The following is a 26,632-nucleotide window of genomic DNA, read 5'->3' as shown; positions in this document are numbered from 1 at the left end:
CTTCTTTCTCTGTCAGGCTGTGGCCGACAGAAATAAAGGAGCGGCCCTATGCGTATTCTGATGACCATGCTTGCGATCACCGTTGGGCTTTGGGTGCAGGATGTGCGCGCCAACCCGACCCAGTGGGAACGAGAGTTTCCGAAAACTGACTTCTCGCGATCTGATATTGGTGGGTGGCAGGAGATCCTGTCGGGCGGTCCGGGCCGCGATGGCATTCCTGCCCTGTCCGATCCTGCCTTTCGCAACGTCAGCGATGAGACGCGCATCGATCCCCGTGAACCCGTCCTGACGGTCGAGATCAAGGGCGCCACTCCGCGTGCCTATCCGCTGCGCTATCTGACTTGGCATGAAATCGTGAACGACACAGTGGGCGGCGTGCCCGTCGCCGTAACCTTCTGCCCGCTTTGCAATTCGGGCATGGTGTTTGACCGCCGCGTGGGCGGTCAGAAGCTGAGCTTCGGCGTGACAGGCAAGCTGCGCAACTCTGACATGGTGATGTATGACCACCAGACAGAAAGCTGGTGGCAACAGGCGTTGGGGCAGGGGATTGTCGGTAAACATACCGGCACCCAGCTGAAACAACTGCCTGCCTGGATGGAAAGCTGGGCCGAGTTCGCCCGCCGCAACCCAGACGGGCTTGTCATGGACCAACCCCGTGCGAACCGATCTTATGGCCGCAATCCTTACGCTGGCTATGACAGCCGCAACCGCCCCTATGGCTTCTTTACTGGTGAACAGCCACCTCACGGCGTCCCCGCGCTGGCCCGTGTTGTCCGCGTGGGGGATCGTGCGTGGCCCGTCACACGCCTTTCAAAAGAGGGCGAGATCAGCGAAGCTGGCGTAACAATCAGCTGGACTGCCGGGCAAGCCTCGGCACTAGACACAGCGCAGATCTCGAAAGGGCGCGACGTCGGCACGATCCGCGTGCGCGATGCGCAGGGCAGGGACGTCCCCCATGACGTGCTCTTTGCCTTCGCATTTCACGCGTTCTGGCCGGATGGACGCTGGATGTTGGGGGGATAATACCCCGCGTCCTAATTGAGGGCGCAGTAAACCACCGCGCCCTCTTTTTCTTGTCAGAAATATCCTGGGGTGAATGCGCGACGCGCAGAGGGGCAAAGCCCCTTACCCATTGCCGCGCCCAGTGAACATCGCTGCATCTTCGGCCGCGCGTCGGATGGCTTTGGACTTGTTCACCGTCTCTTCATATTCGGCATCCGGGTCGCTGTCATAGACAACGCCGCCGCCTGCCTGAATATAAAGCTTCTCGTCCTTCACGACGGCAGTCCGCAGGGCGATACACATGTCCATGTCGCCACCCGCGCTGAAATAGCCCAAGCCACCGCCATAGACACCGCGCTTTTCGGGTTCCAGCTCGTCAATGATCTCCATCGCACGTACTTTGGGCGCGCCAGACACTGTGCCAGCAGGCATTCCTGCCATAAAGGCGGACAGGGCATCCTGATCATCGGCCAGCTCACCCACAACGTTTGACACGATGTGCATGACGTGGCTGTAGCGCTCGATGATGAACTCTTCGGTTGGTCGGACGGTGCCAATCTTGGACACTTTACCCGTGTCATTGCGCCCCAGATCCAGAAGCATCAGGTGCTCGGCCAGCTCTTTCTGGTCGGCCAGCAGATCTGCCTCCAGCGCCTTGTCTTCCTCGGGGGTCTTACCGCGTGGACGGGTGCCTGCGATGGGGCGGATCGTGACCTCGCCATCAAAGACGCGGACCAGAATTTCGGGGCTTGCACCCACGACCTGAAAGCCACCAAAGTTGAAATAGAACATGAAAGGCGACGGGTTGGTGCGTCGCAGGCTGCGATAAAGCGAGAAGGGCGGCAGAGGGAAGTTCTGCGTCCAGCGCTGGCTTGGGACCACCTGAAAGATGTCGCCCGCTCGGATATATTCTTTGGCCTTCTCGACCGCTGCGAAATATTCGGGTTTCGAGAAATTGGACACCAGCGGACCAAGCTCTTGCGCTTCGCCCAGATTGCGTGTCTCACCCGGCGCGCCGCGATCCAGATCACGTAACGCATCCATGACCCGCTCGGCGGCTTGGGCATAGGCGGCACGTGCGCTCAGCCCAGAGCTCGTAAAGGCGGGCGAGACCAGTGTCACGTCCCCCTTCACCCCATCCAAAACGGCCACGACAGACGGGCGCATCATGACCGCATCTGGCACGCCCAAAGGGTCGGGGTTCACATCAGGCAAATGCTCGACCAGACGGATCATGTCATAGCCCAGATACCCAAACAGCCCAGCGGATGCCTGCGGCAGATCGTCAGGCAGATCAATCGCGCTTTCGGCCAGAACAGTTCGCAGCGCGTCCAGCGGATTGCCCGGCATATCCTCGAAGGCTTCCGCATCAAACCGCGCCATGCGGTTCACACGTGACGTCTCGCCCCGGCATTCCCAGATCAGATCAGGTTTCATACCGACGATCGAATACCGACCCCGCACCTCGCCACCTGTCACACTTTCCAGCATGAAACTGTCCCGCCGTGCTTCGGTCAGTTTCAGCATCAGGCTAACCGGCGTGTCCAGATCCGCCGCCAAGCGGGTATAGACCACCTGATTTTTGCCCGCATTCCAGCCGGCTTCGAACTCTTCAAACGAGGGCGTAAGGGCCATGGATGTCTTCCCGGTCAGAGTTTACTGGAACTGCGCGTTCACGGCATTAATCATCGGGCGGTTCAGCTCGATCCCTGCCTTGGTTTGAACAGCGCGCGCAAAGGCGTTTTCGATATCGATGGCAATTTCCTGCGCGGTTTGCGACGCAAAATTGGCTTTGATCGCAGTGGCTTCATCGCCATTCTGATCAACCGGCACAACGGCATCAAGACGCACCAGAAGAACCCCATCCACTGACGGTACAACCTGCCAGTCACCAGCTTCCATCTGGAAGACTTCGGTCAGGAAAGCAGGCGGAGTACCCGCGACGAACGCATCACGTTCCTGACCTTCCTCAACAATCTCGGTCAGGCCAAGCGATGCCAGGCTTTCCTCACCCTGCAGCGATGGAATCATACCGCGTGCTTCTTCTTCCAGCAGTTGCAGACGCTTCTCGTCTTGCCACCCAGCCAACACGGCATCGGCAACTTCACTTTGGTCTTGCACGCGGGTCGGTTCGACCGCGTCCACACGCAGGGCAAAAACACCACCATCGGACATCAGAGTGATTTCTGGGAAATCGCCTTCGACGGCTGCAGTTGCGGCGTCGCGGAAGGCTTCATACGCGGCAATCCCGTCCGAGCTGTCAGCCGTCCAGTCGATTTGCGCCAATGTCATTGCGTGGCTTTCTCCAAGTTCTTCCAGCGTTGCGCCACCGGCCATCAGGTCGTCCAGTTCTGCGACCAAGTCGCCGACGCGACGACGTGCAGCATCAGCGGCCAGTTCGGCGTTCAGATCTGCGCGTACATCCTCAAGCGGAGTGCTTTGGGCCAGCAAGATCGCATTTACACGGAACAGGGCCGGACCCAGATCCGTTGGAAGCGGGCCGACAATGCCCGGTTCGTCCAAGGCAAAAACGGCGTCTCCGGCGGCACCAAGTTCAGCTTTGCTGACATCACCCAGATCAATATCCGCCAGTTCCAATTGCCGCTCACCCACCATGTCTTCGAAGCTGGTTTCACCAGCCGCAATCGCATCGGCAGTGGCTTGTGCTTCTTCTTGGGACCCCAGAACCAGACGTTCAACCAAACGGCGCTCTGGCTGGTTATACTGTGCGTCACGCTCGGCATAGAGCGCTTCAATTTGCGCCGCGTCCACTTCGATCTCGCTGATCAGAGACTGCGGGTCAAGCCACGCATAGGTGATCTGTTTGGTCTCGGGCAACGTGAACGCGGCTGGGTTCGCGTCGTAATATGCGGTCAGCTCGTCCTCGGTCGGGTCGGGCAGGGCTGCGGTCAGACGCGATACAGGCAGTTCGGCCCAAGTGAAGTTCCGTGCCTCTCGGGCAAACCCATACAGCGTATCAACATAGGTCTCATCTGCCACAATCCCGTTGGTGACAGCGGCTTGCAAGATCTGGCGGCTGACTTCGGCGCGCAAGGTTTGCTCAAACTCGGATGCGGTAAGCCCCGATTGCTCTAACGCAAAGCGATAGCTTTCACGGTCGAACTGGCCGTCCACGCCGGCGAAAGCAGGGATGTCAACGATGCGGGCACGCAGTTGATCGTCGCCCACGGAAATGCCAAGGCGTGCGGTCTCGTCCTCAAGTGCGACGGCTGAAATCACACGTGCCAGCACCTGCTGATCCACTCCAAAAGCCTGCGCCTGTTGCATGGTCAGGCGCTGACCGGTCTGGGCTTGAAATGCATTCAGCTCGGACTGAAGTTCGCGGGAATAGCGGCGCGCGTCGATTTCGGTGTCACCCACCGTACCAATCGACCGGGCCGAGCCGCCGAAATTCGTTGACCCGAACCCTACGAGTCCCACCATCACCAGACCCATCAGGATCCAACCGAAGGTACGAGAAGCCTTGCCAGTCGCCATGGACACTTTCCTTTTCATCAGACTGTTAACGGGGTTGTAGGCGGTTCATGGCCGAATGCCAAGCGCCCTGCATCTGCTGTGTTAGCGTTGAAACGCAACCAATCGGTTCAGAGCGGTTTGAATGCCTGTCGCATCGATATTGGCAAAGGCCACGCGCAGCTGCTGCGCACCGCTTTTGTCCCCCTCGGGCGTGAACATGGTCCCAGGCAGGGCAAGAATGCTGGCCTGATCGACCAAGGCCTGTGCCAGTTGATCCGAGCGCATTTCGAACGGGTGCTGCAGATACGCAAAATAGGCCCCGCACCCCATCAATTTCCACCCGCGTTCGGCCAAAGGGGCGAAGCCATCGCGCATCGCCTGCGCTCGGGACAGAATTTCAATACGTTCTTCGGCTAGCCACCCATCCAGATTGCGCAAGCCCCACAGGGCCGCATGCTGGCCAAGTTGCGCCGGGCAGATGGTGACGGTGTCCAGAAACTTCTCGATTTCGGCCAAGCGGGCGGGCGAGGTCAACACAGACCCAACCCGATGGCCCGTTAAGCGATAAGATTTAGAGAACGAGTACAGTTGGATCACCGTATCGTCCCAATCGGGATCGGAAAACAGCGCGTGCGGTGCACCGCCACAGCTGTGAAAATCGCGATAGGTTTCGTCGATGATCAAAGCAATTCCGCGCGCGCGCGCCAGATCGCGGAACGCCGTCACCAGATCGGCCGGATACTCGACCCCTGTCGGATTGTTCGGTGTGACCAGCGCAATGGCGCGGGTGCGGGGCGTAATCATTGCTGCCGCTTCATCCGGGTCCGGAAGCAGATCTGCCCCAGTGGGCAGGGCGGCGGCGTGTATACCCCCCATATCAAGCCACATTTTGTGGTTGAAATACCATGGGGTTGGCAGAATGACTTCATCCCCCGGTGCGGCGAGCGTGGCCACCGTCGCGGCAAAGGCCTGATTACATCCCGATGTGATCGCGATATTGGCAGCCGTCACTTCCGCCCCATAATGCCGATTGATGTTAAAGGCCAATTCATCGCGCAACGCAGACAGACCCAGAACAGGGCCGTAAAGATGGGTTTCCGGCTGACACATGATCGCATCTGCCATGGCAGCCCGCATCGCTTCCGGGGGCGGATCCACCGGTGCGGCCTGCGAGACATTGATCAAGGGCAAATCGGACGAGAAGCTCTTTCCCTCAAGCCAACGCCGTGCCTCCATCACTGGTGGCGAAAATGTGTTGGCAAGGTTGGGATTTAACAGCATCTGGGTCCTCGTTCCCGGGAGTTCACGCAGACCCTATCAACGACAAAGGGGCGCGACAATCCATGTCAGCACCCCTCTTTTTCTTGTCATAAATATCTCGGGGTGAGCCCGTTAGGGCGAGGGGCAGCGCCCCTCAGGCTCACGCAGTGAGCCACCGAAAGTGCTACCCGAGGTCTCAGCCTTCTAGCACCACAAGCGCATGGCGTTTTTTTCCTGCTGACAGCTTCATAGGTGCCGCCAGATCCGCTGCGGCGATCATCCGTTCGGTTTCGGTCAGCGCGGCGTCATTCACCTTGGCGCCGTTTTCAGCAATCAAGCGCTTGGCCTCCTTGCCAGATTTCACCAGACCAGCCTTCACAAACAGTTGGATAACCGAAATCCCGTCGCCCAAATCATCAGCCGACAACGTGACGGTCGGAAGGTCCTTACCGGCGCCACCTTTCTCAAACACTTCACGTGCCGTAGATTCGGCAGCGGCGGCGGCCTCCTCCCCGTGCAAAAGCGCCGTAACCTCATTGGCCAGAATGATCTTGGCTTCGTTGATCTCGGCCCCTTCCAACGCGCCCAACCGGTCGCATTCCTCGACGGGAAGCTCGGTGAAGATCTTCAGGAATTTGCCGGTATCCGCATCTGTTGTGTTACGCCAGAATTGCCAGAACTCATAGGGGCTCAGCATATCGCCATTCAGCCAGATCGCGCCGCCCTGACTTTTTCCCATCTTGCGCCCGTCCGAGGTCGTCAAAAGCGGGGTCGTCAGACCGAAAATCTGGTTGTCCAGCACGCGACGGGTCAGGTCGATCCCGTTGACGATATTGCCCCATTGATCCGAGCCACCCATCTGCAGCAAGCAGCCATAGCGGCGGTTCAGCTCAAGGAAGTCATAAGCCTGCAGGATCATATAGTTGAACTCAAGAAAGCTCAGGCTCTGTTCGCGATCCAGACGCGACTTCACGCTTTCAAAGGACAGCATCCGGTTGACCGAGAAATGCCGCCCGATATCGCGCAGGAAATCCAGATAGTTCAGCTCGTCCAGCCATTCCGCATTGTTCAGCATGATCGCATCAGACGCGCCGTCACCATAGGTCAGGAATTTCGCAAATACCTGCTGCATTCCGGCGATATTCGCGTCAATCTGCTCGGGTCCAAGCAGGGGGCGCTCATCCGAACGGAAAGACGGGTCGCCCACCTTCGTGGTGCCACCGCCCATCAGGGTGATTGGCTTGTGCCCGCATTTCTGCAGCCACCGCAGAACCATGATGTTCATCAGGTGCCCGACATGCAACGACTGCGCCGTGGCGTCATAGCCGATATAGGCCGGAACGACACCTTCAACCAAAGCTTCGTCCAGCGCCTGATAATCGGTGCAATCGGCCAGGAAGCCGCGCTCGATCATCACACGCATGAAGTCGGATTTCGGGTGGTAGGTCATCGTTTTTCAGTCCATCCTGTCTATGTTGGCTTTCCGTATAGACGGGGGCCGCCAAAAGGGAAAGAGCGTGTTGGCGATGGCGGATAGAATAGGCGCAACGGATGACCCGATCTGGGCCCTGGGCATGATGTCTGGCACATCGCTTGACGGGGTGGACGCGGCCCTAGTGCAGACGGACGGAACCTGCATTCACGCCTTTGGTCCAAGTGGTTATGCGGATTATTCGGACACGCAGCGGGCGGATCTGCGTGCGGCGCTGGGGCAATGGCCGGGTGGGCACGATGTCCACAACGCGGCCCGCGTGGGCGACGCGGCGCATATTGCATTGGCGAAGACGCTGCTGGCGGACAGCCCTGCGGATCTTTTGGGGTATCACGGGCAGACATTGGCACATGATCCGGCGATGGGGCGCACCCATCAGGCAGGAGACGGACAGGTTCTGGCTGATACGCTTGGCGTGCCGGTCATCTGGGATTTTCGCAGCAAGGATGTGGCCGAGGGCGGTGAAGGCGCACCGCTTGCGCCGTTCTTCCATCATGCTTGCGCCCGTTTCATCGGGGCGGACGGCCCGATTGCCTTTCTGAACCTTGGCGGGGTGGGCAATGTTACTTGGGTTGATCCACGAATTGATGCGCCGGAAGATCCCAATGCCTGTCTGGCCTTCGATACCGGACCTGCAAATGCGCCGATCAATGACCTGATGCAGACGCGAATGGGGCTAGCACTGGATCAAGGCGGCACGCTTGCGTTGTCTGGTGCTGTGGATGATAGCGTTGTTCGCGACTTTTTAGAGCATCCATATTTCAAGCGCCAACCGCCCAAATCGCTTGACCGGGACCAATTTCCCGGCCTTCTGCCATCTGTCGCGACGCTTTCGGATGCTGAAGCTGCACGCACGTTAACCGCCTGCGCGGCCGAGGCTGTGGCGATCGGCATGGCCCACTGCCCAAGCGCGCCAACCCGGCTGCTTGTCACGGGTGGTGGGCGTAGAAATGCGGCTTTGATGTTTGAGCTATCATCGCGCCTGAATGTCCCGGTGCAAGATATCAACGATACCGGGCTAGATGGGGATATGCTCGAGGCGCAGGCCTTTGCCTATCTTGCGGTGCGCGTGGCGCGTGGCATGCCAACTTCGGCGCCGACGACCACAGGTGTTGGTCAGGCGACTGGCGGTGGAAAAACCTCGTGCCCCGCTAAAGGCTAGTCCCCACAATCAGGTGCGGGCGACGGTGGCCTTGTCTGCATAGAATGCGATGCATCCCTTGATCTGCTCCAGATCCTCGATCGGCGCATCATAGGACCACGCCGCGTCCTCGATCACGGTGGATTTGGTCTGGATCGAGAAATGTTTTGCCTCGCCCTTATAGGGGCAGGTTGTAACCGTGGCGCTGTCGTCCAGAAAAGCCATCGCAATGTCGGTGCGTGGGAAATAGATCACCGGGGGCAGATCACCTTCACGGAGTTCCAGTGCATCACGGCTTTCCCCAATCACGGCACCACCGGCGCGCACGGTCCATTTGCCTTCAGCGGCACGAATTGAGATGTGGTCAGCCATTTTTCTTATCCCCCGGGGTTGTTTTGCGGCACCCTATCAGATCCCGTGTAAAAATCGCGTGTCAAATCGGCGCGCAGACTGTTTCAAGCCAGCTCGACGCAACGTCAGAGACGTGATCCGACAGCAATTCCAGTGTTTTAGCGTGATAGGCATTCAGCCAGTCACGCTCTTCCCCGGACAACATCCCCGGTACAATCAGCGACGTGTCGATGGGCACATAAGTAAGAGTTTCAAGATTCAGCATGCTACGATCACTGTCACCGCCAGCCGGCGCAGTGGCGTTTTGTACCACGACGAGGTTCTCAAGGCGGATCCCAAAAGCCCCATTGCGGTAATAGCCGGGTTCGTTTGACAGGATCATGCCGGGCAGCAGTTCGATTTCGGAAATCGGAGAGAAACGTTGCGGACCCTCATGCACCGACAAATATGCGCCAACGCCGTGACCGGTCCCATGGTTGAAATCCTGATGCGCAGCCCACAGCGGATAGCGGGCAACTGCGTCCAGATCCCGCCCTGTACGACCTTTTGGGAAATAGGTGCGGGACAGGGCGATCATTCCCTGCAGGACACGTGTGAAACAGCGTTTCTCATCCTCGGCGACTTCGCCAACACGCAAGACACGGGTGATGTCTGTGGTGCCGTCGCGATACTGCCCGCCGCTGTCCAGAACGACCAGATTGCCACCCTCAAGCGTGCGATTTGTGTCTTCAGTCACGCGGTAATGCATGATCGCGCCATTGGGACCCGCGCCCGCGATGGTCTCGAACGAGATATCCATCAGTGCATTGGTGGCACGACGCTTTTCTTCAAGCTGTTTGACCAGATCGATTTCGGTCAGGCTGGCTTTGTCTGCGGCGTCAAACCACGCCAGAAACTCGACTACTGCCGCGGCATCGCGCAGATGGGCGGCGCGTGCTCCTTTCAGCTCGGTTGGGTTCTTTTGCGCCTTGGGCAGGATCGCAGGATCTTCCGCCCAATCAATTTCGATCCCAGCCTCGGTCAGGATTTGCCAAACCGCATAAGGGGCCGAGGCGCGATCGACGCGGACGGGACCGTCCAGACGGGTCAGCGCCTTTCGGAAGTCGCGGATTGGGTTCAGCGTGACATCCGCATCGAACCGCGCGTCGATATTGCGGCCTTCAGTTGTGAAAAACTGGACCGAGGTATCATCGCTGAGGATTGCAAACCCCTGCACCACGGGAATGCAAGGAATGTCATCGCCGCGGATGTTCAAAAGCCATGCAATGCTGTCTGACAGGGTAATGGCGCAGGCCTTTTGTCCTTTCGCCAACAGCTCGTCCGCCAGTTCTCCGCGCTTTGCGGTGCTGGATTGACCCGCGAATTCAAGTGGTTGCTCGACGATCTTCCCGGATGGCGGGGCGGGGCGGTCTTCCCAGATCTGATCAACCAGATTGTCCGTGGGAACCAGTGTGATACCGGTGCCATCCAGCGCTTTCTCGATCTTCTCGATCTCGGATTTGGTGTGCAGCCATGGGTCGAACCCAATGCGCGCCTTGCCAGAAATCTGGTCTTTCAGCCAGTCGCCGGGCTGCACCTCGGGCCAATCTACGGCAGAGAATGCAGCCATATCTGCCTGTTCGCGCACCTGTACGCGATAGCGTCCGTCGACAAAAATCCCAGCCACATCGGTCAGCGCTATGCAGAACCCGGCCGAGCCGGTGAACCCGGTCAGCCACGCCAGTCGTGCGTCGCACGCGGCGACATATTCGCCTTGATGCGCATCCGCACGGGGAACAAAGAACCCGTCCAGCCCTTTCATGCCCATTGCGCGGCGCAGACGTTCAAGCCGTCCAGCCCCTTTGCTTGGATCTGCGGTGGTGGTGAAGGTCTGGAACATCTCTGTCTCCGAAATCGGGTGGCGAAAACAAGACACGCCCGCGAAAGGCGGGCGCGTGTTGGGGCAACATGCCGCGAAACGAGCGCGGTGAAAAGGGGGTCAGACGGCTTTCTTGATCCCCATGATGCGCGCGCGGGCGCGGGGATCGCTGTCAAACAGCGCCGCCAGTTGTTCGGTGATCGCTCCGGCCAGTTGTTCCGCATCGGTGATCGTGACCGCACGCTCGTAATAGCGGGTCACATCATGCCCGATCCCGATGGCCAGCAGCTCGACCTGTTTGCGTTTCTCGACCATCTCGATCACGTCACGCAGGTGTTTTTCCAGATAATTCGCGGGGTTAACGGACAACGTTGAATCGTCCACCGGCGCACCATCCGAAATCACCATCAGGATTTTACGCTGTTCAGGACGCGCCACGATCCGGCGATGCGCCCATTCCAACGCCTCGCCGTCGATGTTTTCTTTCAAAAGCCCCTCTTTCATCATCAAGCCCAGATTGTCCCGCGTGCGGCGCATGGGGGCATCGGCCTGTTTATAGATGATGTGGCGCAGATCGTTCAGACGGCCCGGCTGCTGAGGGCGGCCATCGGCCAGCCATTTTTCACGCGCCAACCCGCCTTTCCACGCACGGGTGGTGAAGCCCAGAACCTCGACCTTTACCTGACAGCGTTCCAGCGTGCGCGCCAACACGTCGGCGCAGATCGCTGCGATCGAGATCGGACGTCCGCGCATCGAGCCCGAGTTGTCCAGAAGCAGCGTCACAACAGTGTCGCGGAATTCGGTGTCTTTTTCTTGCTTGAAGGACAGCGGCGTCGTCGGGTTCGCCACCACTCGGGCCAGACGTCCGGCGTCCAGAATGCCTTCTTCCAAGTCAAACAACCACGAACGGTTCTGTTGTGCCTGCAGACGGCGTTGCAGCTTATTGGCCAAACGGCTTACGGCGCCCTTCAGCGGCTCAAGCTGTTGGTCCAGATAGGCGCGCAGGCGTTCCAATTCGGCGGGTTCTGCCAAATCCTCTGCCATAACCTCTTCGTCATGGGCGTTGTCATAGACCAGATAGTCCGGGTCCGCGTCCGACGCGGGCTGAGGCGTCGGCGGCTCAGGCGGCGCGTCCGCATCGGGCATTTCTGCCTCTTCGCCAACGTCATCCTCGGCCATGTCATCAATAGTGACCTGCGCCTCGGACGGGTCCATCTGTTCGTCTTGCGACCGTTCGGGATCGGCTTCGGCCTCTTCCTCGTCCGGCGACTGTTCCGAATTCGGATCGTCCTGTGCCTCGTCGTCTTCGGGCTGGGCTTCGTCCTCGGTCTCGTCATCCTCGGCGTCGGGGTCATCGCCCAACTGATCACCATAACCCAGATCTTCGATGATCTGGCGCGCAAAACGCGAGAACGCTTGCTGATCATGCAAAGCGCTGGTCAGGTCATCCAGATGTTCACCACATTGCGCTTCGATGAAGTCGCGCCAAAGGCCCATCACGTTGTCCGCAGCTGGGGGCAGATCGCGACCCGTCGCTAGATGGCGCATCAAATATCCGGCGGCAACGGGAAGGGGGGCGTCTGCGGCGGCGGTGATCTGGTCATAGCCTGCGCGGTCAGCCTCGTGCCCGATCTTGGCGTCGATATTGCCCGCCGTGCCCGGCATGTCGCGTGCACCCAGCGCTTCGCACCGCGCGGTTTCCATCGCTTCATAGATGTCCCGCGCCATGTTGCCCGCTGGGGCGTATTTCGCATGGGTCGCGTCGTCGTGATAGCGCAGCTTCATGGCATAGGCATCCGCCGTGCCACGCGCCAACAAGACCTCGTCCTTGGTCATCCGCCGCGTGACCTGAGGCAGGCGCATCGCGTCGCGGCTGACGCCCGAGGGGTCCACCGTAAAGCTGACCGACAGCTCCGGCTCGTCGGCAAGCGTCTTCGTCGCCTCAGCCAGCGCTTTCTTGAACGGATCAGCAGGGTTGTCGGTGGGTTTTTTCATGGTCAGAAAGCGCGGTTTTTAGCTTCGGGATGGGCAGCTGCCAACGTGTCGGCGCTGGATTGCTCTGTCGTTGGATTGCTCTGCAGTGCTCCCTCGTCCGATGCTTCAACCGCTTCATTGTCTGGCAGTACCGAATGATCAGTTGACGCAGGATCGTATTGCCCGCAGATATAATCACGAGACACCACTTGACCATCTTCGATCACTTCAACTTCGTACCATTCGTCACATCCGCCACTGTCTCCAGTATTGGTGCATCCGAAGCCGAGCAAGCCGATCAGCAGTACATAGGAGTAATTCTTAACCAAGGCTCATACTCACCGCGCTCTCCGGCAGCTCCTCGTCAAAGCACCGCTGATAGAACTCGGCCACGATCTGGCGTTCCAGTTCGTCACACTTGTTCAAGAAGGACAGGCGGAAGGCATAGCCGACTGAACGGAAGATCGATGCGTTTTGGGCCCAGTTGATTACGGTCCGCGGGCTCATCACTGTGGATAGATCGCCATTCATAAACGCGGTGCGGGTCAGGTCTGCGACGGTGACCATCTGGCTGACGGTCTGGCGGCCGGTTTCGGTGTTCAGGAACGGGTTTTTCGCCAACACGATGTTGGTTTCCGCGTCATGCGACAGATAGTTCAGCGTGGCGACCAGCGACCAGCGGTCCATCTGCGCTTGGTTGATCTGCTGCACGCCGTGATACAGCCCCGTCGTGTCGCCCAGACCCACGGTGTTCGCTGTGGCAAACAGACGGAAGGACGGGTGGGGGGTGATGACCTCGTTCTGGTCCAGAAGGGTCAGCTTGCCGTCATGCTCCAGCACGCGCTGGATAACGAACATCACGTCCGCGCGGCCCGCATCGTATTCGTCGAACACGATCGCAGTCGGGTTGCGCAGCGCCCAAGGCAGGATGCCTTCCTGGAACTCGGTCACTTGCATGCCGTCTTTCAGCTTGATCGCGTCCTTACCAATCAGGTCGATCCGGCTGATGTGGCTGTCGAGGTTCACGCGCACGGCGGGCCAGTTCAGACGCGCCGCAACCTGTTCGATATGGGTCGACTTACCCGTCCCGTGATAGCCCTGAACCATCACGCGGCGATTATGCGAAAAGCCCGCCAGAATGGCCAGCGTGGTGTCCGGATCGAACTTATAGGTGCTGTCGATCTCTGGCACACGGCTTGTGCGCTCGGCAAAGCCTTTTACAACCATGTCGCTGTCAATGCCGAAAACCTCGCGTACCGAAATGTCTTCGGTTGGTTTCGCGTTCATATCCAGAGTGCCGTCTGCCATGTGTTGGATCCTTCTGTCGCACGCCCCATTACGCGCCAATTACTGTTGTTATGGACGTGATGCCCGATGAAGATCACGCGTGCAAGGGGAAGCGCGGGGAAAAGGTGACGCAAGGCAAGGCTGGCCCTAATGACGTAGCGTGTCTGGCCTGACCAATTGGTAAAATTCCGACACGAAGGGGGCTAAGGCGCCCGCCTTCAATCTGATTGTTTGCAGACCTCAGTTGGGCCGTGCAGCAGGTGAATCACTTAAAGCTGCGGCTTTCTTTGATCTGGTCCCACGCCCAGCGAACCTCCTGCAGCTGATCTTCCTGGCTGCGATCGCCGCCATTCATATCCGGGTGCAACACTTTGATCAGTTTTTTATAGGATTTGCGGATCTCGGCCTTGGTCCAGTGATCCTTGGCTTCCAGAATATCGATGGCACGGCGTTCCGTAGGGGGCAGCTTGCGCGTGCCGGTGATGGATTTCCCCGGGTTCTGCGTCGCATTAGCACCCAGAACCTGATGTGGGTCATCCACGCCAAGACGTGCCCAAGCCCGCTGTTCGTCCTTGGTGCCCAATGGCTTCGTCTCACGCTCCCACACGCGATCCTTTTCCATCTGCTCGTCCATTTCCTCTTCGGTCGCGCCGTCGAAGAAATTCCATTTCAAGTTATACTCGCGCACATGGTCTTTGCAGAACCACTTGAACTCGTCCAAATGATCGGGCGAGCGGGGCGCGCGGTATTGACCAGCTTCTTTACAGCCGGGGTGCTCACAGACACGTTTCGAGGTTTCAAACGCGCCAGACATGCCACGTTTGCCACGCGGATTGCGTTTTTTCGCCGCCGAGACGGACATGTCAAAACCAAAGGGATCATCGTTGGACATCGTAATCTTCTCTTTTCGACTCGGACCCGAGAGTTTAGTGCTTTTTCACCGGGATTGAAGAGGGAACTGCGAATAAATGAATAGATCTGAACGAATTCACGCAGCTCTGTCCGCCGCGTTTCATCCAGAATTGCTTGAAGTCATTGATGAAAGCGAGCAACACCGCGGGCATGCGGGGTATCAGGACGGCGGAGAGAGCCATTTTCGTGTGATCCTTCGTGCGCCAGAATTTGCCGATATGACACGCATCAACCGTCACCGCGCTGTGCACAAGGCACTGGGCGCAGATCTCGTGGCCGAGATTCACGCCCTTGCGCTTGAGATTTCCGGCTAGGCGCCGCCGAGTTAGCGGTCGTCGCGCTCAATGCTGGGGGCGGCGTCGCCGGCTTCATTCGCATCCGTGGCCGAGGGCAGGGTAGGCGCGTTGTTGTCGCCCTCATCCTTGACCTCGACTTTTGGCGTCTTGGCCTCGGCTGGGGCTGCATCGGCTGCAGATTCGACATCATCCGACAGCTCTTCAACTCGGCGGCGGAACACCAGCAGGTTCTGATAGATCGTGGTGCGTCCCGTCAGGCCCGAGCGCTCTTCGCTGGGCAACGTGTCAGTGCGCACATATTCCCAGCCCTCTGCGGCCTCGTCGTTCAGCGCCTCTTGCATTGCATAGGCAAAACGGGCCTCGGTCCCCTTAACGCCGCGGGCTTTCTTGCCTTTGCGTGGGGCCGGGATCACTTGGTATTCGTAACGCGTCATAAGATGACCTTTTCAGTTTGTCCGGCTGCACGCCGTATAGACGGATTGTGGTCCCAGCGCCAAGTGAGGGATACCCCCAGCGGCGGGATCCCCCGATTGGGTTAGCTGACCAAACGTGGCGGGGTGTCCTGTTTCAGGGCCGTTGCTTCGGCGCGTGACAACTGTTCGCCCTGTTTGCGCTTCAGAAGCACCTCGCGGGCACGGGCGTATTGGTCGTCTTCCCAGAAGATCAGGCAACCATTGCAGCCTTTACCACAGCAGCCATCAGTCCCCACGCGATTGGTCTTCAAACGCGTTTCTCGACCATCCGCAGCAATCGCATCGGCCAGATCATCGCGGCGCTTTTCATAGGCTTTAGGGTTCTCTTTTTCCGACATTTCAAGCCCTTGCGTCAGCTTATCAAAGCGGATGCGTTTCCACTGTTCGTCTGTCAGCGCCTTTTCCTTGCGCAAGACAGTGAAGGCCGGGAAGCGGGCTTTCAGATCGTCCAGATCCTCGTGATCGAACAGCGCGAAAGGGACGCGGATTGTAGTCTTGGTGCTGCCATGGACGACCTCTTTGATGTCACCCTTGTGGTAGTCCTCGAACTCATACATCCGCAGCAGAACGGTGTCGCGCGCGATGGGTGAGATGAATTCCAGCACCTCACCTGCTTCCAGCTTGTTCTTTACTTCGACCAGGAACGCGTCCTCGGTCACATCGGTCACGACGCCTGCATATTCCCACTGGGCCAGTGCGGCTGTGTGTTCGTAGTCATGGGCATAGTTGGTCAGGCGACCGTGGTGGAAGGCCAGCGTATAGCCCCGGTTTCCAACCGCTTCCAGCTCGCGCATGTAAGGTTTCGGATCCCAGTTTTCCGGGTCCTCATAGTAGTCATCGATGGCCATGCGATAGGCGCGGGCGACGATGGCGCAATAGTATTCCGACTTGCCGCGCCCTTCGACCTTCAGGCTGTCGACGCCGATTTTCAGATACTCGTCCAGCTTCGGCATGATGCACAGATCGCGCGAGTTCAGGATGTAGGAACCACGCCCGTCTTCCTCGATCGGCATGAATTCACCGGGGCGGCATCCTTCTTCCAGCAGGAATTCGAACATATCCGCGTTGTCTTCGGTGATGTTCAGATCTTCGATCGTGCCGTCTTTCAGGCGCATCCGCACGCCATAGTTCCAACGACACGAGTTCGCACAGTTGCCTTGGTTTGCGCCGCGTTCGGCCATGAAATTGGATAGCAGGCAGCGCCCGGAATAGGTCATGCACATGGCGCCGTGGACGAAGGCTTCAAGCTTCACATCCGGGCATTCTTCACGAATTTCCACCAGCTCGGGATAGGACACTTCGCGCGCCAGAACGACCAGTTCCGCGCCCTGATCTTCCCAGAATTTCACCGACAACCACGAACAGACATTAGCCTGGGTCGAGATATGCAGGGGCAGTTCTGGCGCGCGGGTACGCACGTATTGGAACACGCCCGGATCCGCGATGATCAGCCCGTCAGGCTTCACCTTGCGCACCGTGTCGATGTATTCGTCCAGCTTCGGAATATCTTTGTTATGGCTGAACAGGTTCAGCGTCAGATAGGCGCGGCGACCATGGGCGTGGCAGAACTCGACCCCCTCGATCACCTCTTCCAGTGAAAACTGCGACTTGGTGCGCAGCGACATATCGGGCGTGCCCAAATACACCGCGTCCGCGCCGTACAGCACGGCCATCTTCAGTTTCCGCAAATTGCCCGCAGGCATCAGAAGTTCCGAGCGGCGCCCGGGGGTATTCACTGTGGTCTGGTTGGTCATGGCATCACCGTTTTGTTCGCGCATTTGGCGGCTTGACGTAAATTGCGAAAACCCCGCGCAGTACCTGCCGGGGTCTTCGGGTTGAGTTTTTCCGTGTGAAATCAGAGACCCAGCTTGGCCGTCACAATTTCGTTCACGGCCTTCGGGTTGGCCTTGCCACCGGTGGCTTTCATCACCTGACCGACGAAGAATCCCACCAGCTTGGGGTTCTGTTTGGCTTTCTCGACCTGTGCCGGGTTGGCGGCGATCACCTCGTCCACGGCAGCTTCTATGGCGCCGGTGTCGGTGACCTGCTTCATACCGCGCGCTTCCACGATTTCTGCCGGGTCGCCGCCTTCGGTATAGACGATTTCGAACAGATCCTTGGCGATCTTGCCCGAGATGTCGCCCTTTGCGATCAGCTTGATGATGCCACCCAGCTGCGCCGGGCTGACCGGGCTATCGGTGATCGAATGATCTTCTTTCTTCAGGCGGCCGAACAGCTCGTTAATGACCCAGTTCGCGGCCAACTTGCCGTCATTGCCATCGGCCACTTCTTCAAAGAAGGCAGCGTTCTCGGCTTCGGCGGTCAGCACGTCGGCGTCGTATTCCGACAGACCAAACTCGGTCACGAAACGCGCTTTCTTCTCGTCCGGCAGTTCGGGCAGGGTTTTGGCGATGTCGTCCACCCATTCCTGCTCGATCTCTAACGGAAGCAGATCGGGGCAGGGGAAGTAGCGATAGTCGTGTGCTTCTTCCTTCGAGCGCATCGAACGGGTTTCGTTCTTATCCGCATCATACAGGCGGGTTTCCTGCACGACCTCGCCGCCATCTTCCAGGATGGCGATTTGACGTTTTGCTTCATAGTCGATTGCCGCCTGAATGAAGCGCATCGAGTTCATGTTCTTAATTTCGCAGCGGGTGCCCAGATGACCGAAGTCCTGCGTCTCCATGTACTTCTCATACTGCCCGGGGCGGCAGACGGACACGTTCACATCCGCGCGCAGGTTGCCATTTTGCATGTTGCCATCACACGTGCCTAGATAACGCAGGATCTGGCGCATCTTGGTGACGTAGGCGGCGGCTTCCTCGGGCCCGCGAATGTCGGGGCGGCTGACGATTTCCATCAGCGCAACGCCCGTACGGTTCAGATCAACGAAGGACATGTTCGGGTCCATGTCGTGCACGGATTTACCGGCGTCCTGCTCAAGGTGGATCCGCTCGATCCGCACTTTGCGCGCGACACCCGGCCCCATATCGACGATCACTTCGCCTTCACCCACGATGGGGTGATAGAGTTGCGAGATCTGATAGCCCTGCGGCAGGTCCGGATAGAAATAGTTCTTGCGGTCAAAGGCCGAGAACAGGTTGATATCCGCCTTCAGGCCCAGACCCGTGCGCACGGCTTGCTCGACACAGAATTCATTGATCACAGGCAGCATGCCCGGCATGGCACTGTCCACGAAGGCCACGTTTGAATTGGGTTCCGCCCCAAACTTGGTCGACGCGCCCGAAAACAGCTTCGCGTTCGAGCTGACCTGCGCGTGGATTTCCATCCCAATGACCAGTTCCCAGTCGTCCTTCGCCCCAGCAATCACTTTCGGCTGCGGGCTTTCATAGGCGAGATGATCAAGCATGTGTGTTTTCCCAAGTGTCAAAACCTGACCGGGTTCTAGTTGAGGTGACGGGCAGGGGCAAGAGGGCAGGCGCGGCGCAAGCGGGTCAGGTCGGTCGCGATATTCAGGGAGCTGAGGTTGGTGCGATGCATGGCAGCTCTGCGTTAAAGGTATATCAGCAATTTTTGGCTTATTGCTGCGGTGCCGCAATCTAGGGGTTGCAGAACGCAAGTAAGCGCCTTATCTGGCGCTGATCGGACGCCGGGGAACGTCTGCAACCGATGTAGGTGGGAAAAATGAAACGGATCACTATGGGCCTTGTGGCAGCAGTAATGCTGTCTGAAACCGCTATGGCCGAAGGTTTTTATGGCACAAGCGCACCACGTCAGCCGGTATTGACGATGCAGTGGGATGAGAAGCCTCATGCCAAAGCCTGGACCGAAGCGACTATTGCGGCTTTGGAAAACCATGGTGCGGCTTTGTCGCAAAGTGTGCCATCTGATATCGGGGAATGGTGCCCGGATTACGAAAATCAGGATACCGCCGGGCGCAATGCGTTCTGGGCTGGGCTTCTGTCGTCACTGTCATTTTATGAAAGCACATGGCGTCAGACCGCCGTAGGTGGCGGTGGAAAATGGTATGGGCTGGTGCAAATCCTACCTGCGACCGCTCGCGGATATGGCTGCGAGGCGCGCTCGGGCGAGGCACTGAAAAACGGTGAAATGAACCTCAGCTGTGCTGTTCGGATTATGTCCGTGACTGTGCCGCGTGACAACGTGGTATCGCGTGGGATGAAGGGCGTGGCCGCTGATTGGGGGCCATTCCATTCCAAGCGTAAGCGCGAGCAAATGCGTGCATGGGTGCGCGAACAGAACTATTGCACAACCAGCTAAGCGCTGGCGGAATATTGAATACAACGGCCCTAGGGTCGGTGTGAAAAGAGAAGGGCGGGAGTATTTCCCGCCCTTCTCTTATGTCTATGTCCTTATTGGATGCGGAAGTCCGATTGGATTTGACCAAGCGCCTCTTTCTGGCGCGCGCTTAAACCGCCACTGGCTGTCGTGATGTCTGAAACTACAGACATCAGGTTGTTAAACGATCCGCTGCCATCAAGTTTGTACAGGCGCTTGCCAAGACGCGCGATGGCCTGCTCGGGCGTGCCGCACTCAGCCATCAACCAGCGCCCATAGGCTTGTAGCTCTTCCGCGTCTTGCAGGGTTGTGTTGTAGAGGCGGCTCAGGCTGGCGACGCTGGCCTGTTGCGCGTCCCGACTGGGTAGCCCATCCATTTCCATGAAGGCGGCCGCATAAGCGGCGACCAGCTCGTCCGGATGTTCGCATTGCTGCACCGGGTGGATGTTGGCCTGCCGTTTGAAGCGCATGCGACGGGGCGCGCGCCGCGCCTCGCCAGCCAGTTCAACGACATCTTCAACAGTCCCGACAGCCCCGCGATTTCGGACATACCAGAAAATTCCGGCGACAATCAGCGTGCCAAGCAAGCCTAGAATGGGCATAGATGAATCCCTTGCTTCAATATTCGCTCGAAGATTGAGCGAATATTGAATGATTTGTAAAGGGTTAACCGTTCAGGATGCGGCCCAGCATTTCCTGACTGTCACGGCTTAGTCCTTCGGTCGCCAGAACCCGTTCGATCTGGGTTTTCATCATGCCCTGACGATCCGCATCATAGCGCCGCCACGTCTCAAACCCTGATGACATGCGCGCGGCGATCTGCGGGTTCACCGGGTCCAGTTTGATCAACCAATCGGCAAACAGTTTATAACCCTCGCCCGAGGCATTGTGGAAACCGGCCGGGTTCATGATGAAGGCACCAAAGACGGCGCGGAAGCGGTTGGGGTTTTTCCAGTTGAAGGCGCTGTCTTCGGTCAGTTTGGCGACGATCTGGGCAGTGTCTTCCGGGGCGGAATGGGTGACTTGCATCGCAAACCACTTGTCCATCACCAACTCGTCCGTTTCAAACTGTGCCCGAAAATCCGCCAGTGCCGCGTCGCCTTTCTGGGCTTGCAGAAGATCACCCAAAGCGCCCAGACGAAGCGTCATATTATCTGCGCGATCGTAAAGCGCCTGCGCTGCCGCGCCACCATCCAGACGGTTCAAGAGGTTCAGAAGACCAAGACCCAGCGCGCGTTTGCCTGCTTGCTCGGCATTCGGCTGGAACGGCTCGGTCACATCCATGTCTGCCATCAGGCGCGGCAGTAGATCCTGAAGATGCTCGGCCATCGCTTGTTTAAGCGTTTGCTGCGCACGGTAGATCTTCATCGGATCCGGTGTCAGGCCCGCATCAAACAGCGTTTGCGCCAGATCATCCTGACTGGGCAGGCCCAGCGTCAACGCGCGGAAGGCGGGGTCAAGGCTGTCGTCGCGCAGCATTACGGTGATGGCGCTTAGATAGTCCTCGAGCGGCGCGTCCTCGCCGGTGATCAGGGCAACCAGCACGTCCTTGGCCAACGTCCGGCCAGCTTCCCACTTGTTGAACGGGTCCGTGTCATGTGCGAGCAGGAATGCGCGTTCCTGTGCGGTGCTGTCGCGTTCAAGGATCACCGGGGCCGAGAAGTGGCGCAGGATCGAGGGCACGGGCTTGGCCGCCAGCCCCTCGAAGGTGAAGCTCTGTTCTGCCTCGGTCATTTCAAGGATCTGCGTGGGCAGAACCTCGTCCCCATTGGGGCCCAGAAGACCAACGGCCAGCGGGATGTGCTGCGGCAGTTTTTCGTCCTGACCCGGGGTGGGGGGCGTCGACTGCTTGAACGTCATCGTATAGGTGCCGTCGGCCCAATCCTCGGACACAGCAACACGCGGGGTGCCGGCCTGTTTGTACCAGCGGCGGAACTGCGTCAGATCGCGCCTGGTGCTGTCCTCAAAGACCTTGACCCAATCCTCGATCGTGGCGGCCTCGCCGTCGTGACGGGTGAAATACAGATCCAGCGCTTTGTCATAGGCATCATCACCAACCAGAACCCGCAACATGCGGATCAGCTCGGCCCCTTTTTCATAGATGGTAGCCGTGTAGAAATTGTTGATCTCGACAAAGCTGTCAGGCTGCACTTGGTGCGCCAGCGGGCCATTGTCCTCGCGGAATTGCCGCCCGCGCAGTGCTGACACATCATTAATACGGCACACCGCTTTCGACCGCATATCGCCCGAGAATTGCTGGTCGCGGAATACGGTCAGCCCTTCCTTCAGGCTCAGCTGGAACCAGTCGCGGCAGGTGATCCGGTTGCCTGTCCAGTTGTGGAAATATTCATGGGCAATGATGGCTTCGATCCGCTCGAAATTTGCATCGGTCGAGGTTTCAGGGCTGGCCAGCACCGCCGAGGTGTTGAAGATATTCAACCCCTTGTTTTCCATCGCGCCCATGTTGAAGTCACTGACGGCGACGATCTGGAAGATGTCCAGATCGTACTCGCGGCCGTAAACCTCTTCATCCCATTTCATCGAATCCTTCAGCGCCTGCATGCCAAACGCGGTCTTGCCTTCGTCACCCGGACGCACCCAAAGTTTCAGGCCCACATCTTTGCCGGACATGGTGGTGAAGCTGTCATCGCGGGCAACCAGATCGCCCGCGACAAGCGCGAACAGATAGGCGGGCTTTGGCCATGGGTCATCCCATTCGGCCCAACCTTCACCCGACGCGATCGGGTTGCCATTGGACAGCATCACCGGTTCACGACCTTCGATGCGCACCTTGAACGGGGCCATCACATCGGGGCGGTCCGGGTAATAGGTGATGCGGCGAAAGCCTTCGGCCTCGCATTGGGTGCAATACATGCCATTCGACATGTAAAGCCCTTCCAGCGCCGTGTTGGTTTCGGGGCTGATTTCGACCTCGGCTTCCCACAGAAACGGCGCGTCTGGGACATCGGCTTTCAATCCCCCCTCGACCAGATCGGGGGTAATATCGGTGCCATCAATCGCGGCGCGGATCAGGGTAAGGCCTTCGCCATGCAGGAAAAAATCTCGGCTGACTGCTTTGGGGTTCGGTGTGAAACGGATTTTCGACACGACCCGCGTGGCTGTCGGGTGCAGATGAAACTCCAGCTCGACCCCGTCGATCAAGTATGCGGGGGGCGTATAGTCGGCCAGATAGATCGGTTGGGGGGCAGCGTCTTTCATGGGATGTCCTTCAGGGATGTGTCCAGGCCAGAAACCTATGCGCACAGTCGCAGGGCTGCAAGCCCGGGTGGCGGGAACTGGCGTCAGTGCGGTTAGGCTCAGCTTAACCGACGTCAAAATAAACATACTTGCGCATCTGTTTCTTATCGGAAACTCTTGCCCGGACAAAAGTTTCAAGAAAGGGGTCGGGATGAGCGACTATATCGAACGGGCAGGGCTTCAGGTTCATCGCGAACTGGGCCGTTTTCTGGAAACTCGTGCGCTGGCTGGGACCGCGCTAAGATATGATGATTTCTGGAAGGGCTTTGCGGAAATTCTGGCTGATCTGACACCGGTCAACCGTGCACTGCTTGAGAAACGCACCCAGATTCAAACCCAACTGGACGATTGGCACAAAGCCCGCGCTGGTCAGCCACATGATGCAGCCGCATATAGCGCATTCTTGGAAGAGATTGGATATCTTGTTCCGGAAGGGCCGGATTTTTCGATCGAGACGCAAAACACGGACCCCGAGATCGCCTCAATTCCCGGCCCGCAACTGGTGGTGCCGATTATGAATGCGCGCTATGCGCTGAACGCGGCGAATGCACGCTGGGGAAGCCTGTATGACGCGCTTTATGGTTCGGACGCCTTGGGCGATCTGCCAACGGGCAAGGGGTATGATCCGGCGCGTGGTGCGCGGGTGATCGCAGCCGCCAAAAGCTTCCTTGATGGGGTTTTGCCGCTGGCCAATGGCAGTTGGGCCGAGGCAATGCGCATTGGAATGACACCCCCGACGCTGGCCAATCCGGGGCAGTTTCTGGGCGGTCGTAATACGTTGTTCTTCTATGAAAGCAATGGCTTGAAGATCATTCTTGACTTTGATGACACGACCGAGATCGGCGCCTCGGATCCCCTTGGTTTGTCTGATGTGCGGCTGGAAAGCGCATTGTCGGCAATTATGGATTGCGAAGACAGCGTTGCCGCCGTTGATGCTGAAGACAAAGTGCTGGCCTATTCCAACTGGCTGGGATTGATGGATGGTTCGCTGACCGAAGAGGTTAGCAAAGGCGGCAAGACTTTTACCCGCAAATTGAATGACGACCTGACATTTGACGGCCCGGACGGCGAGGTGACTGTGAAGGGCCGCGCCCTGATGTTGGTGCGCAATGTCGGGCATCTGATGACCAATCCGGCGATCCTGCTGCCCGATGGGTCAGAAGTGCCCGAGGGGTTGATGGATGCTGTGATCACCACGCTGTGTGCCATGCATGATCTGAAGCGCGAAGGCGGGAATTCGGTCACAGGCTCGGTCTACGTGGTGAAGCCTAAGATGCACGGCCCCGAGGAAGTCGCCTTCTCGGATCAGATCTTCGACCGCGTTGAAACTCTTTTGGGATTGCCGCGCTACACCGTAAAGTTGGGCATTATGGATGAAGAGCGCCGCACCTCGGTGAACTTGAAGGAATGCATCCGCGCTGCCAAACACCGCGTGGCCTTTATCAATACAGGTTTCCTTGACCGGACGGGGGACGAAATCCATTCGTCGATGGAAGCGGGGCCAATGATCCGCAAGGGGGACATGAAGAATGCGCCGTGGATTGCGTCTTACGAGGATCGCAATGTCGACATTGGTCTGGCCTGTGGGCTGAAAGGCCGGGCACAGATCGGCAAAGGCATGTGGGCCGCGCCGGATCGGATGGCGGACATGCTGGAACAGAAGATCGGCCATCCGATGGCAGGCGCAACCTGTGCTTGGGTGCCAAGCCCCACCGCCGCGACCTTGCATGCTACACATTATCACCAAGTGGATGTTCTGGCGCGCCAAGACGAGCTGCTGGAAGGCGGGGCGCGGGGAACGTTGGACGATCTTCTGACGATCCCGGTCGCCACCGGTGTGAACTGGTCCGAAGCCGAGATCCGTGAAGAGATTGAAAACAATGCCCAAGGCATTCTGGGCTATGTGGTCCGCTGGGTTGACGCAGGTGTTGGCTGTTCGAAAGTGCCCGACATTCACGATGTGGGCCTGATGGAAGACCGCGCAACCTGTCGGATTTCCTCGCAGGCGCTGGCCAATTGGCTGCACCACGGCGTGGTGCACCAAGACGAGGTTATGTCAGCCCTGCGCAAGATGGCGGTAAAGGTTGACGCACAGAACGAAGGTGATCCCGATTATCTGCCCATGGCGCCCGGCTATGATGGTGTTGCATTTCAGGCCGCCTGCGACCTTGTGTTCAAGGGACGTGTGCAACCGTCAGGCTATACTGAACCCGTGCTGCATGCGCGGCGTTTGGAAAAGAAATCAGAGGCTTGAGGGACGAAATGAACCGTATCACTTTGGACGCAGCCCGCGTTATCATTCACGATACGATGGCCTATGGACGCGAAAAAGGTATGAAGCCGCTGTCCGTGGTTGTTGTTGATTCCGGTGGGCATGTGCAGGCCTTTGAGCGTGCGGATGGGGCACCTCCGGGTCGGTTCGAGATCGCACGCGGCAAGGCCTATGGCTCGGTCATGCTTGGGATCGGCGGGACGGCGCAACGCGATCGGGCCGAGGTACAGGCCTATTTCGTCGCGGCCGCAGGGGCGGCCTATGATGGCAAGTTGGTGCCGGTGCCGGGCGGCATTTTGGTGCGCAATGATGCAGGCGACGTGATCGGGGCGGTCGGGGTGACTGGGGACACGTCGGAAAACGATCTGGCTGCGGGCACTGCGGGCATCCATGCGGTGGGGCTGATTGCAGACGGTTGATCACCGCTGATCACGTGTGAACAAGACGCAGCGCAAGGGGTTTGAACTTCCCTTTGCGCTGTTTTACGTTCCGGGAAATGAATATATCAAAAGCGTCGGAGCATACATGAAACGCCCAATCGTCGGCATTATCGGCAACTCCTATTTGTTGAATGACAACTATCCGACCCATGCGGGCGGCACCATGAATTCCGAGGCGGTGGCACAGGTGGCGGGCTGTTTGCCCCTGATCGTCCCAACTGATCCGCGGTTTGTCACGGTGGACGAGCTGCTAGAGACCTGCGACGGGTTTCTGTTCACCGGCGGGCGCCCCAACGTCCACCCAGCAGAATATGGCGAAGATGAAACCGAAGCGCATGGAGAATTCGACCGCTGCCGTGATGCCATCACACTGCCGTTGATCCGTGCATGCGTGGATCGGGGCCAGCCGTTTTTCGGGATCTGTCGCGGCTTTCAAGAAGTCAACGTGGCCATGGGCGGTTCGCTGTACCCTGAAATTCGTGAGCTTCCGGGACGGATGAACCACCGTATGCCGCCGGATGGAACGCTGGAAGAAAAGTTTGCCATTCGCCATGACGTGCATTTCGACAAGGGCGGCGTGTTCTGCGATTTGCTGGGGGAAAGCGTGCGGACCAACACGTTGCACGGGCAGGGGATCAAGACGTCAGGCCCCCGGGTGATTATTGAAGGTCACGCCGATGACGGCACGCCCGAAGCGATTGTGATCAAAGATGCACCGGGTTTTACGCTGTCGGTGCAATGGCATCCCGAGTATCAGGCGGCCGAGGATCCCGTCTCGCGCGTGTTGTTCACGGCGTTTGGCGATGCGGTTCGGGCCTGGGCCGCAGACAGGCCCGCGTGATCACTTCCGTGTGACCAAGCCAATTTGCCCTGCTGCGC

22 protein-coding genes are annotated in these 26,632 nt (G+C 58.5%); 7 read left to right on the top strand and 15 right to left on the bottom strand.

Annotated features, from left to right (window positions below; genetic code table 11):
* Positions 1-48 precede the first annotated feature (48 nt).
* Entirely contained in the window at positions 49-1,023 is a 975-nt protein-coding gene (locus tag FIL88_RS07700; protein ID WP_142853171.1) for a DUF3179 domain-containing protein, read from the top strand.
* 102 nt (positions 1,024-1,125) lie between these two features.
* Here the strand turns inward: FIL88_RS07700 and trpE are convergent, their stop codons facing one another.
* The 4 genes from trpE to tyrS all read right to left on the bottom strand — a co-directional run bounded on the left by trpE (position 1,126) and on the right by tyrS (position 7,189).
* Positions 1,126-2,637, bottom strand: coding sequence for an anthranilate synthase component I (trpE, locus tag FIL88_RS07695; protein WP_142853170.1), 1,512 nt, complete (start codon positions 2,635-2,637; stop codon positions 1,126-1,128).
* Positions 2,638-2,658: 21 nt separating this feature from the next.
* Positions 2,659-4,500, bottom strand: a complete 1,842-nt coding sequence (locus tag FIL88_RS07690) for a SurA N-terminal domain-containing protein (protein ID WP_142853169.1) — start codon at positions 4,498-4,500, stop codon at positions 2,659-2,661.
* Between the two features lie 81 nt (positions 4,501-4,581).
* Positions 4,582-5,760 (bottom strand): aminotransferase, encoded by a 1,179-nt coding sequence (locus FIL88_RS07685; RefSeq protein ID WP_142853168.1) that lies wholly within the window; start codon positions 5,758-5,760, stop codon positions 4,582-4,584.
* Positions 5,761-5,935: 175 nt separating this feature from the next.
* Positions 5,936-7,189, bottom strand: coding sequence for a tyrosine--tRNA ligase (gene tyrS, locus FIL88_RS07680; RefSeq protein WP_142853167.1), 1,254 nt, complete (start codon positions 7,187-7,189; stop codon positions 5,936-5,938).
* A 124-nt stretch (positions 7,190-7,313) separates the two neighbouring features.
* On the opposite strand from tyrS, the gene FIL88_RS07675 reads away from it, so the two are divergent.
* Complete coding sequence (locus FIL88_RS07675) at positions 7,314-8,393, top strand: anhydro-N-acetylmuramic acid kinase (protein ID WP_246066646.1); 1,080 nt, start codon at positions 7,314-7,316, stop codon at positions 8,391-8,393.
* Between the two features lie 9 nt (positions 8,394-8,402).
* Here the strand turns inward: FIL88_RS07675 and FIL88_RS07670 are convergent, their stop codons facing one another.
* From FIL88_RS07670 to FIL88_RS07645, 6 genes are all read right to left on the bottom strand, one after another.
* A complete protein-coding gene (locus FIL88_RS07670; protein ID WP_142853165.1) occupies positions 8,403-8,744 on the bottom strand; it encodes a DUF427 domain-containing protein in 342 nt (113 codons plus the stop codon).
* 61 nt (positions 8,745-8,805) lie between these two features.
* Entirely contained in the window at positions 8,806-10,602 is a 1,797-nt protein-coding gene (locus FIL88_RS07665) for an aminopeptidase P family protein (protein WP_142853164.1), read from the bottom strand.
* A 99-nt stretch (positions 10,603-10,701) separates the two neighbouring features.
* Complete coding sequence (cobT, locus tag FIL88_RS07660; RefSeq protein ID WP_142853163.1) at positions 10,702-12,576, bottom strand: cobaltochelatase subunit CobT; 1,875 nt, start codon at positions 12,574-12,576, stop codon at positions 10,702-10,704.
* A gap of 2 nt (positions 12,577-12,578) precedes the next feature.
* Entirely contained in the window at positions 12,579-12,884 is a 306-nt protein-coding gene (locus FIL88_RS07655; RefSeq protein WP_142853162.1) for a hypothetical protein, read from the bottom strand.
* Complete coding sequence (gene cobS, locus FIL88_RS07650; protein WP_142853161.1) at positions 12,877-13,863, bottom strand: cobaltochelatase subunit CobS; 987 nt, start codon at positions 13,861-13,863, stop codon at positions 12,877-12,879. The genes FIL88_RS07655 and cobS overlap by 8 nt, the downstream gene beginning before the upstream one ends.
* Before the next feature lie 244 nt (positions 13,864-14,107).
* Positions 14,108-14,734 (bottom strand): DnaJ domain-containing protein, encoded by a 627-nt coding sequence (locus FIL88_RS07645; protein ID WP_142853160.1) that lies wholly within the window; start codon positions 14,732-14,734, stop codon positions 14,108-14,110.
* Between the two features lie 76 nt (positions 14,735-14,810).
* Here FIL88_RS07645 and FIL88_RS07640 point away from each other — a divergent pair, with 76 nt between their 5' ends.
* Entirely contained in the window at positions 14,811-15,068 is a 258-nt protein-coding gene (locus FIL88_RS07640; RefSeq protein WP_142853159.1) for a BolA family protein, read from the top strand.
* An 11-nt stretch (positions 15,069-15,079) separates the two neighbouring features.
* Here FIL88_RS07640 and FIL88_RS07635 read toward each other — a convergent pair whose 3' ends face one another.
* The 3 genes from FIL88_RS07635 to gatB form a co-directional block, all read right to left on the bottom strand.
* The gene (locus FIL88_RS07635) at positions 15,080-15,484 is read right to left on the bottom strand and encodes a DUF4177 domain-containing protein (protein ID WP_142853158.1); all 405 of its coding nucleotides are present in this window, start codon (positions 15,482-15,484) and stop codon (positions 15,080-15,082) included.
* 101 nt (positions 15,485-15,585) lie between these two features.
* Entirely contained in the window at positions 15,586-17,301 is a 1,716-nt protein-coding gene (locus FIL88_RS07630; RefSeq protein WP_246066645.1) for a U32 family peptidase C-terminal domain-containing protein, read from the bottom strand.
* 77 nt (positions 17,302-17,378) lie between these two features.
* The gene (gene gatB, locus FIL88_RS07625; RefSeq protein WP_142853156.1) at positions 17,379-18,893 is read right to left on the bottom strand and encodes an Asp-tRNA(Asn)/Glu-tRNA(Gln) amidotransferase subunit GatB; all 1,515 of its coding nucleotides are present in this window, start codon (positions 18,891-18,893) and stop codon (positions 17,379-17,381) included.
* Positions 18,894-19,168: 275 nt separating this feature from the next.
* Between gatB and FIL88_RS07620 the strand changes: the two genes are divergently transcribed.
* The gene (locus tag FIL88_RS07620; RefSeq protein WP_246066644.1) at positions 19,169-19,765 is read left to right on the top strand and encodes a transglycosylase SLT domain-containing protein; all 597 of its coding nucleotides are present in this window, start codon (positions 19,169-19,171) and stop codon (positions 19,763-19,765) included.
* A gap of 92 nt (positions 19,766-19,857) precedes the next feature.
* Here FIL88_RS07620 and FIL88_RS07615 read toward each other — a convergent pair whose 3' ends face one another.
* The gene (locus tag FIL88_RS07615) at positions 19,858-20,385 is read right to left on the bottom strand and encodes a hypothetical protein (protein WP_142853155.1); all 528 of its coding nucleotides are present in this window, start codon (positions 20,383-20,385) and stop codon (positions 19,858-19,860) included.
* A gap of 64 nt (positions 20,386-20,449) precedes the next feature.
* Positions 20,450-23,002 carry an aminopeptidase N gene (pepN, locus tag FIL88_RS07610; RefSeq protein ID WP_142853154.1) on the bottom strand — a complete coding sequence of 851 codons (2,553 nt, stop codon included), beginning with the start codon at positions 23,000-23,002 and terminating at the stop codon, positions 20,450-20,452.
* 190 nt (positions 23,003-23,192) lie between these two features.
* Here pepN and FIL88_RS07605 point away from each other — a divergent pair, with 190 nt between their 5' ends.
* The 3 genes from FIL88_RS07605 to FIL88_RS07595 all read left to right on the top strand — a co-directional run bounded on the left by FIL88_RS07605 (position 23,193) and on the right by FIL88_RS07595 (position 26,594).
* Entirely contained in the window at positions 23,193-25,295 is a 2,103-nt protein-coding gene (locus FIL88_RS07605) for a malate synthase G (RefSeq protein WP_142853153.1), read from the top strand.
* 8 nt (positions 25,296-25,303) lie between these two features.
* The gene (locus tag FIL88_RS07600) at positions 25,304-25,732 is read left to right on the top strand and encodes a GlcG/HbpS family heme-binding protein (protein ID WP_142853152.1); all 429 of its coding nucleotides are present in this window, start codon (positions 25,304-25,306) and stop codon (positions 25,730-25,732) included.
* A gap of 106 nt (positions 25,733-25,838) precedes the next feature.
* The gene (locus FIL88_RS07595) at positions 25,839-26,594 is read left to right on the top strand and encodes a gamma-glutamyl-gamma-aminobutyrate hydrolase family protein (protein WP_142853151.1); all 756 of its coding nucleotides are present in this window, start codon (positions 25,839-25,841) and stop codon (positions 26,592-26,594) included.
* Positions 26,595-26,632: the final 38 nt, after the last annotated feature.

It is taken from the genome of Aliiroseovarius halocynthiae (assembly GCF_007004645.1).
GTDB lineage: Bacteria > Pseudomonadota > Alphaproteobacteria > Rhodobacterales > Rhodobacteraceae > Aliiroseovarius > Aliiroseovarius halocynthiae.
Note: the sequence above shows the minus strand (reverse complement) of the source record. Positions and strands in the feature narration are given on the sequence as shown.

What these genes read in the sequence shown, in the direction of transcription:
- FIL88_RS07700 (WP_142853171.1), top strand. Translation starts at nt 49, where the DNA reads ATGCGTATTCTGATGACCATGCTTGCGATCACCGTTGGGCTTTGGGTG.
- trpE (WP_142853170.1), bottom strand. Translation starts at nt 2,637, where the DNA reads ATGGCCCTTACGCCCTCGTTTGAAGAGTTCGAAGCCGGCTGGAATGCG.
- FIL88_RS07690 (WP_142853169.1), bottom strand. Translation starts at nt 4,500, where the DNA reads ATGGCGACTGGCAAGGCTTCTCGTACCTTCGGTTGGATCCTGATGGGT.
- FIL88_RS07685 (WP_142853168.1), bottom strand. Translation starts at nt 5,760, where the DNA reads ATGCTGTTAAATCCCAACCTTGCCAACACATTTTCGCCACCAGTGATG.
- tyrS (WP_142853167.1), bottom strand. Translation starts at nt 7,189, where the DNA reads ATGACCTACCACCCGAAATCCGACTTCATGCGTGTGATGATCGAGCGC.
- FIL88_RS07675 (WP_246066646.1), top strand. Translation starts at nt 7,314, where the DNA reads ATGATGTCTGGCACATCGCTTGACGGGGTGGACGCGGCCCTAGTGCAG.
- FIL88_RS07670 (WP_142853165.1), bottom strand. Translation starts at nt 8,744, where the DNA reads ATGGCTGACCACATCTCAATTCGTGCCGCTGAAGGCAAATGGACCGTG.
- FIL88_RS07665 (WP_142853164.1), bottom strand. Translation starts at nt 10,602, where the DNA reads ATGTTCCAGACCTTCACCACCACCGCAGATCCAAGCAAAGGGGCTGGA.
- cobT (WP_142853163.1), bottom strand. Translation starts at nt 12,576, where the DNA reads ATGAAAAAACCCACCGACAACCCTGCTGATCCGTTCAAGAAAGCGCTG.
- cobS (WP_142853161.1), bottom strand. Translation starts at nt 13,863, where the DNA reads ATGGCAGACGGCACTCTGGATATGAACGCGAAACCAACCGAAGACATT.
- FIL88_RS07645 (WP_142853160.1), bottom strand. Translation starts at nt 14,734, where the DNA reads ATGTCCAACGATGATCCCTTTGGTTTTGACATGTCCGTCTCGGCGGCG.
- FIL88_RS07640 (WP_142853159.1), top strand. Translation starts at nt 14,811, where the DNA reads ATGAATAGATCTGAACGAATTCACGCAGCTCTGTCCGCCGCGTTTCAT.
- FIL88_RS07635 (WP_142853158.1), bottom strand. Translation starts at nt 15,484, where the DNA reads ATGACGCGTTACGAATACCAAGTGATCCCGGCCCCACGCAAAGGCAAG.
- FIL88_RS07630 (WP_246066645.1), bottom strand. Translation starts at nt 17,301, where the DNA reads ATGCGCGAACAAAACGGTGATGCCATGACCAACCAGACCACAGTGAAT.
- gatB (WP_142853156.1), bottom strand. Translation starts at nt 18,893, where the DNA reads ATGCTTGATCATCTCGCCTATGAAAGCCCGCAGCCGAAAGTGATTGCT.
- FIL88_RS07620 (WP_246066644.1), top strand. Translation starts at nt 19,169, where the DNA reads ATGAAACGGATCACTATGGGCCTTGTGGCAGCAGTAATGCTGTCTGAA.
- FIL88_RS07615 (WP_142853155.1), bottom strand. Translation starts at nt 20,385, where the DNA reads ATGCCCATTCTAGGCTTGCTTGGCACGCTGATTGTCGCCGGAATTTTC.
- pepN (WP_142853154.1), bottom strand. Translation starts at nt 23,002, where the DNA reads ATGAAAGACGCTGCCCCCCAACCGATCTATCTGGCCGACTATACGCCC.
- FIL88_RS07605 (WP_142853153.1), top strand. Translation starts at nt 23,193, where the DNA reads ATGAGCGACTATATCGAACGGGCAGGGCTTCAGGTTCATCGCGAACTG.
- FIL88_RS07600 (WP_142853152.1), top strand. Translation starts at nt 25,304, where the DNA reads ATGAACCGTATCACTTTGGACGCAGCCCGCGTTATCATTCACGATACG.
- FIL88_RS07595 (WP_142853151.1), top strand. Translation starts at nt 25,839, where the DNA reads ATGAAACGCCCAATCGTCGGCATTATCGGCAACTCCTATTTGTTGAAT.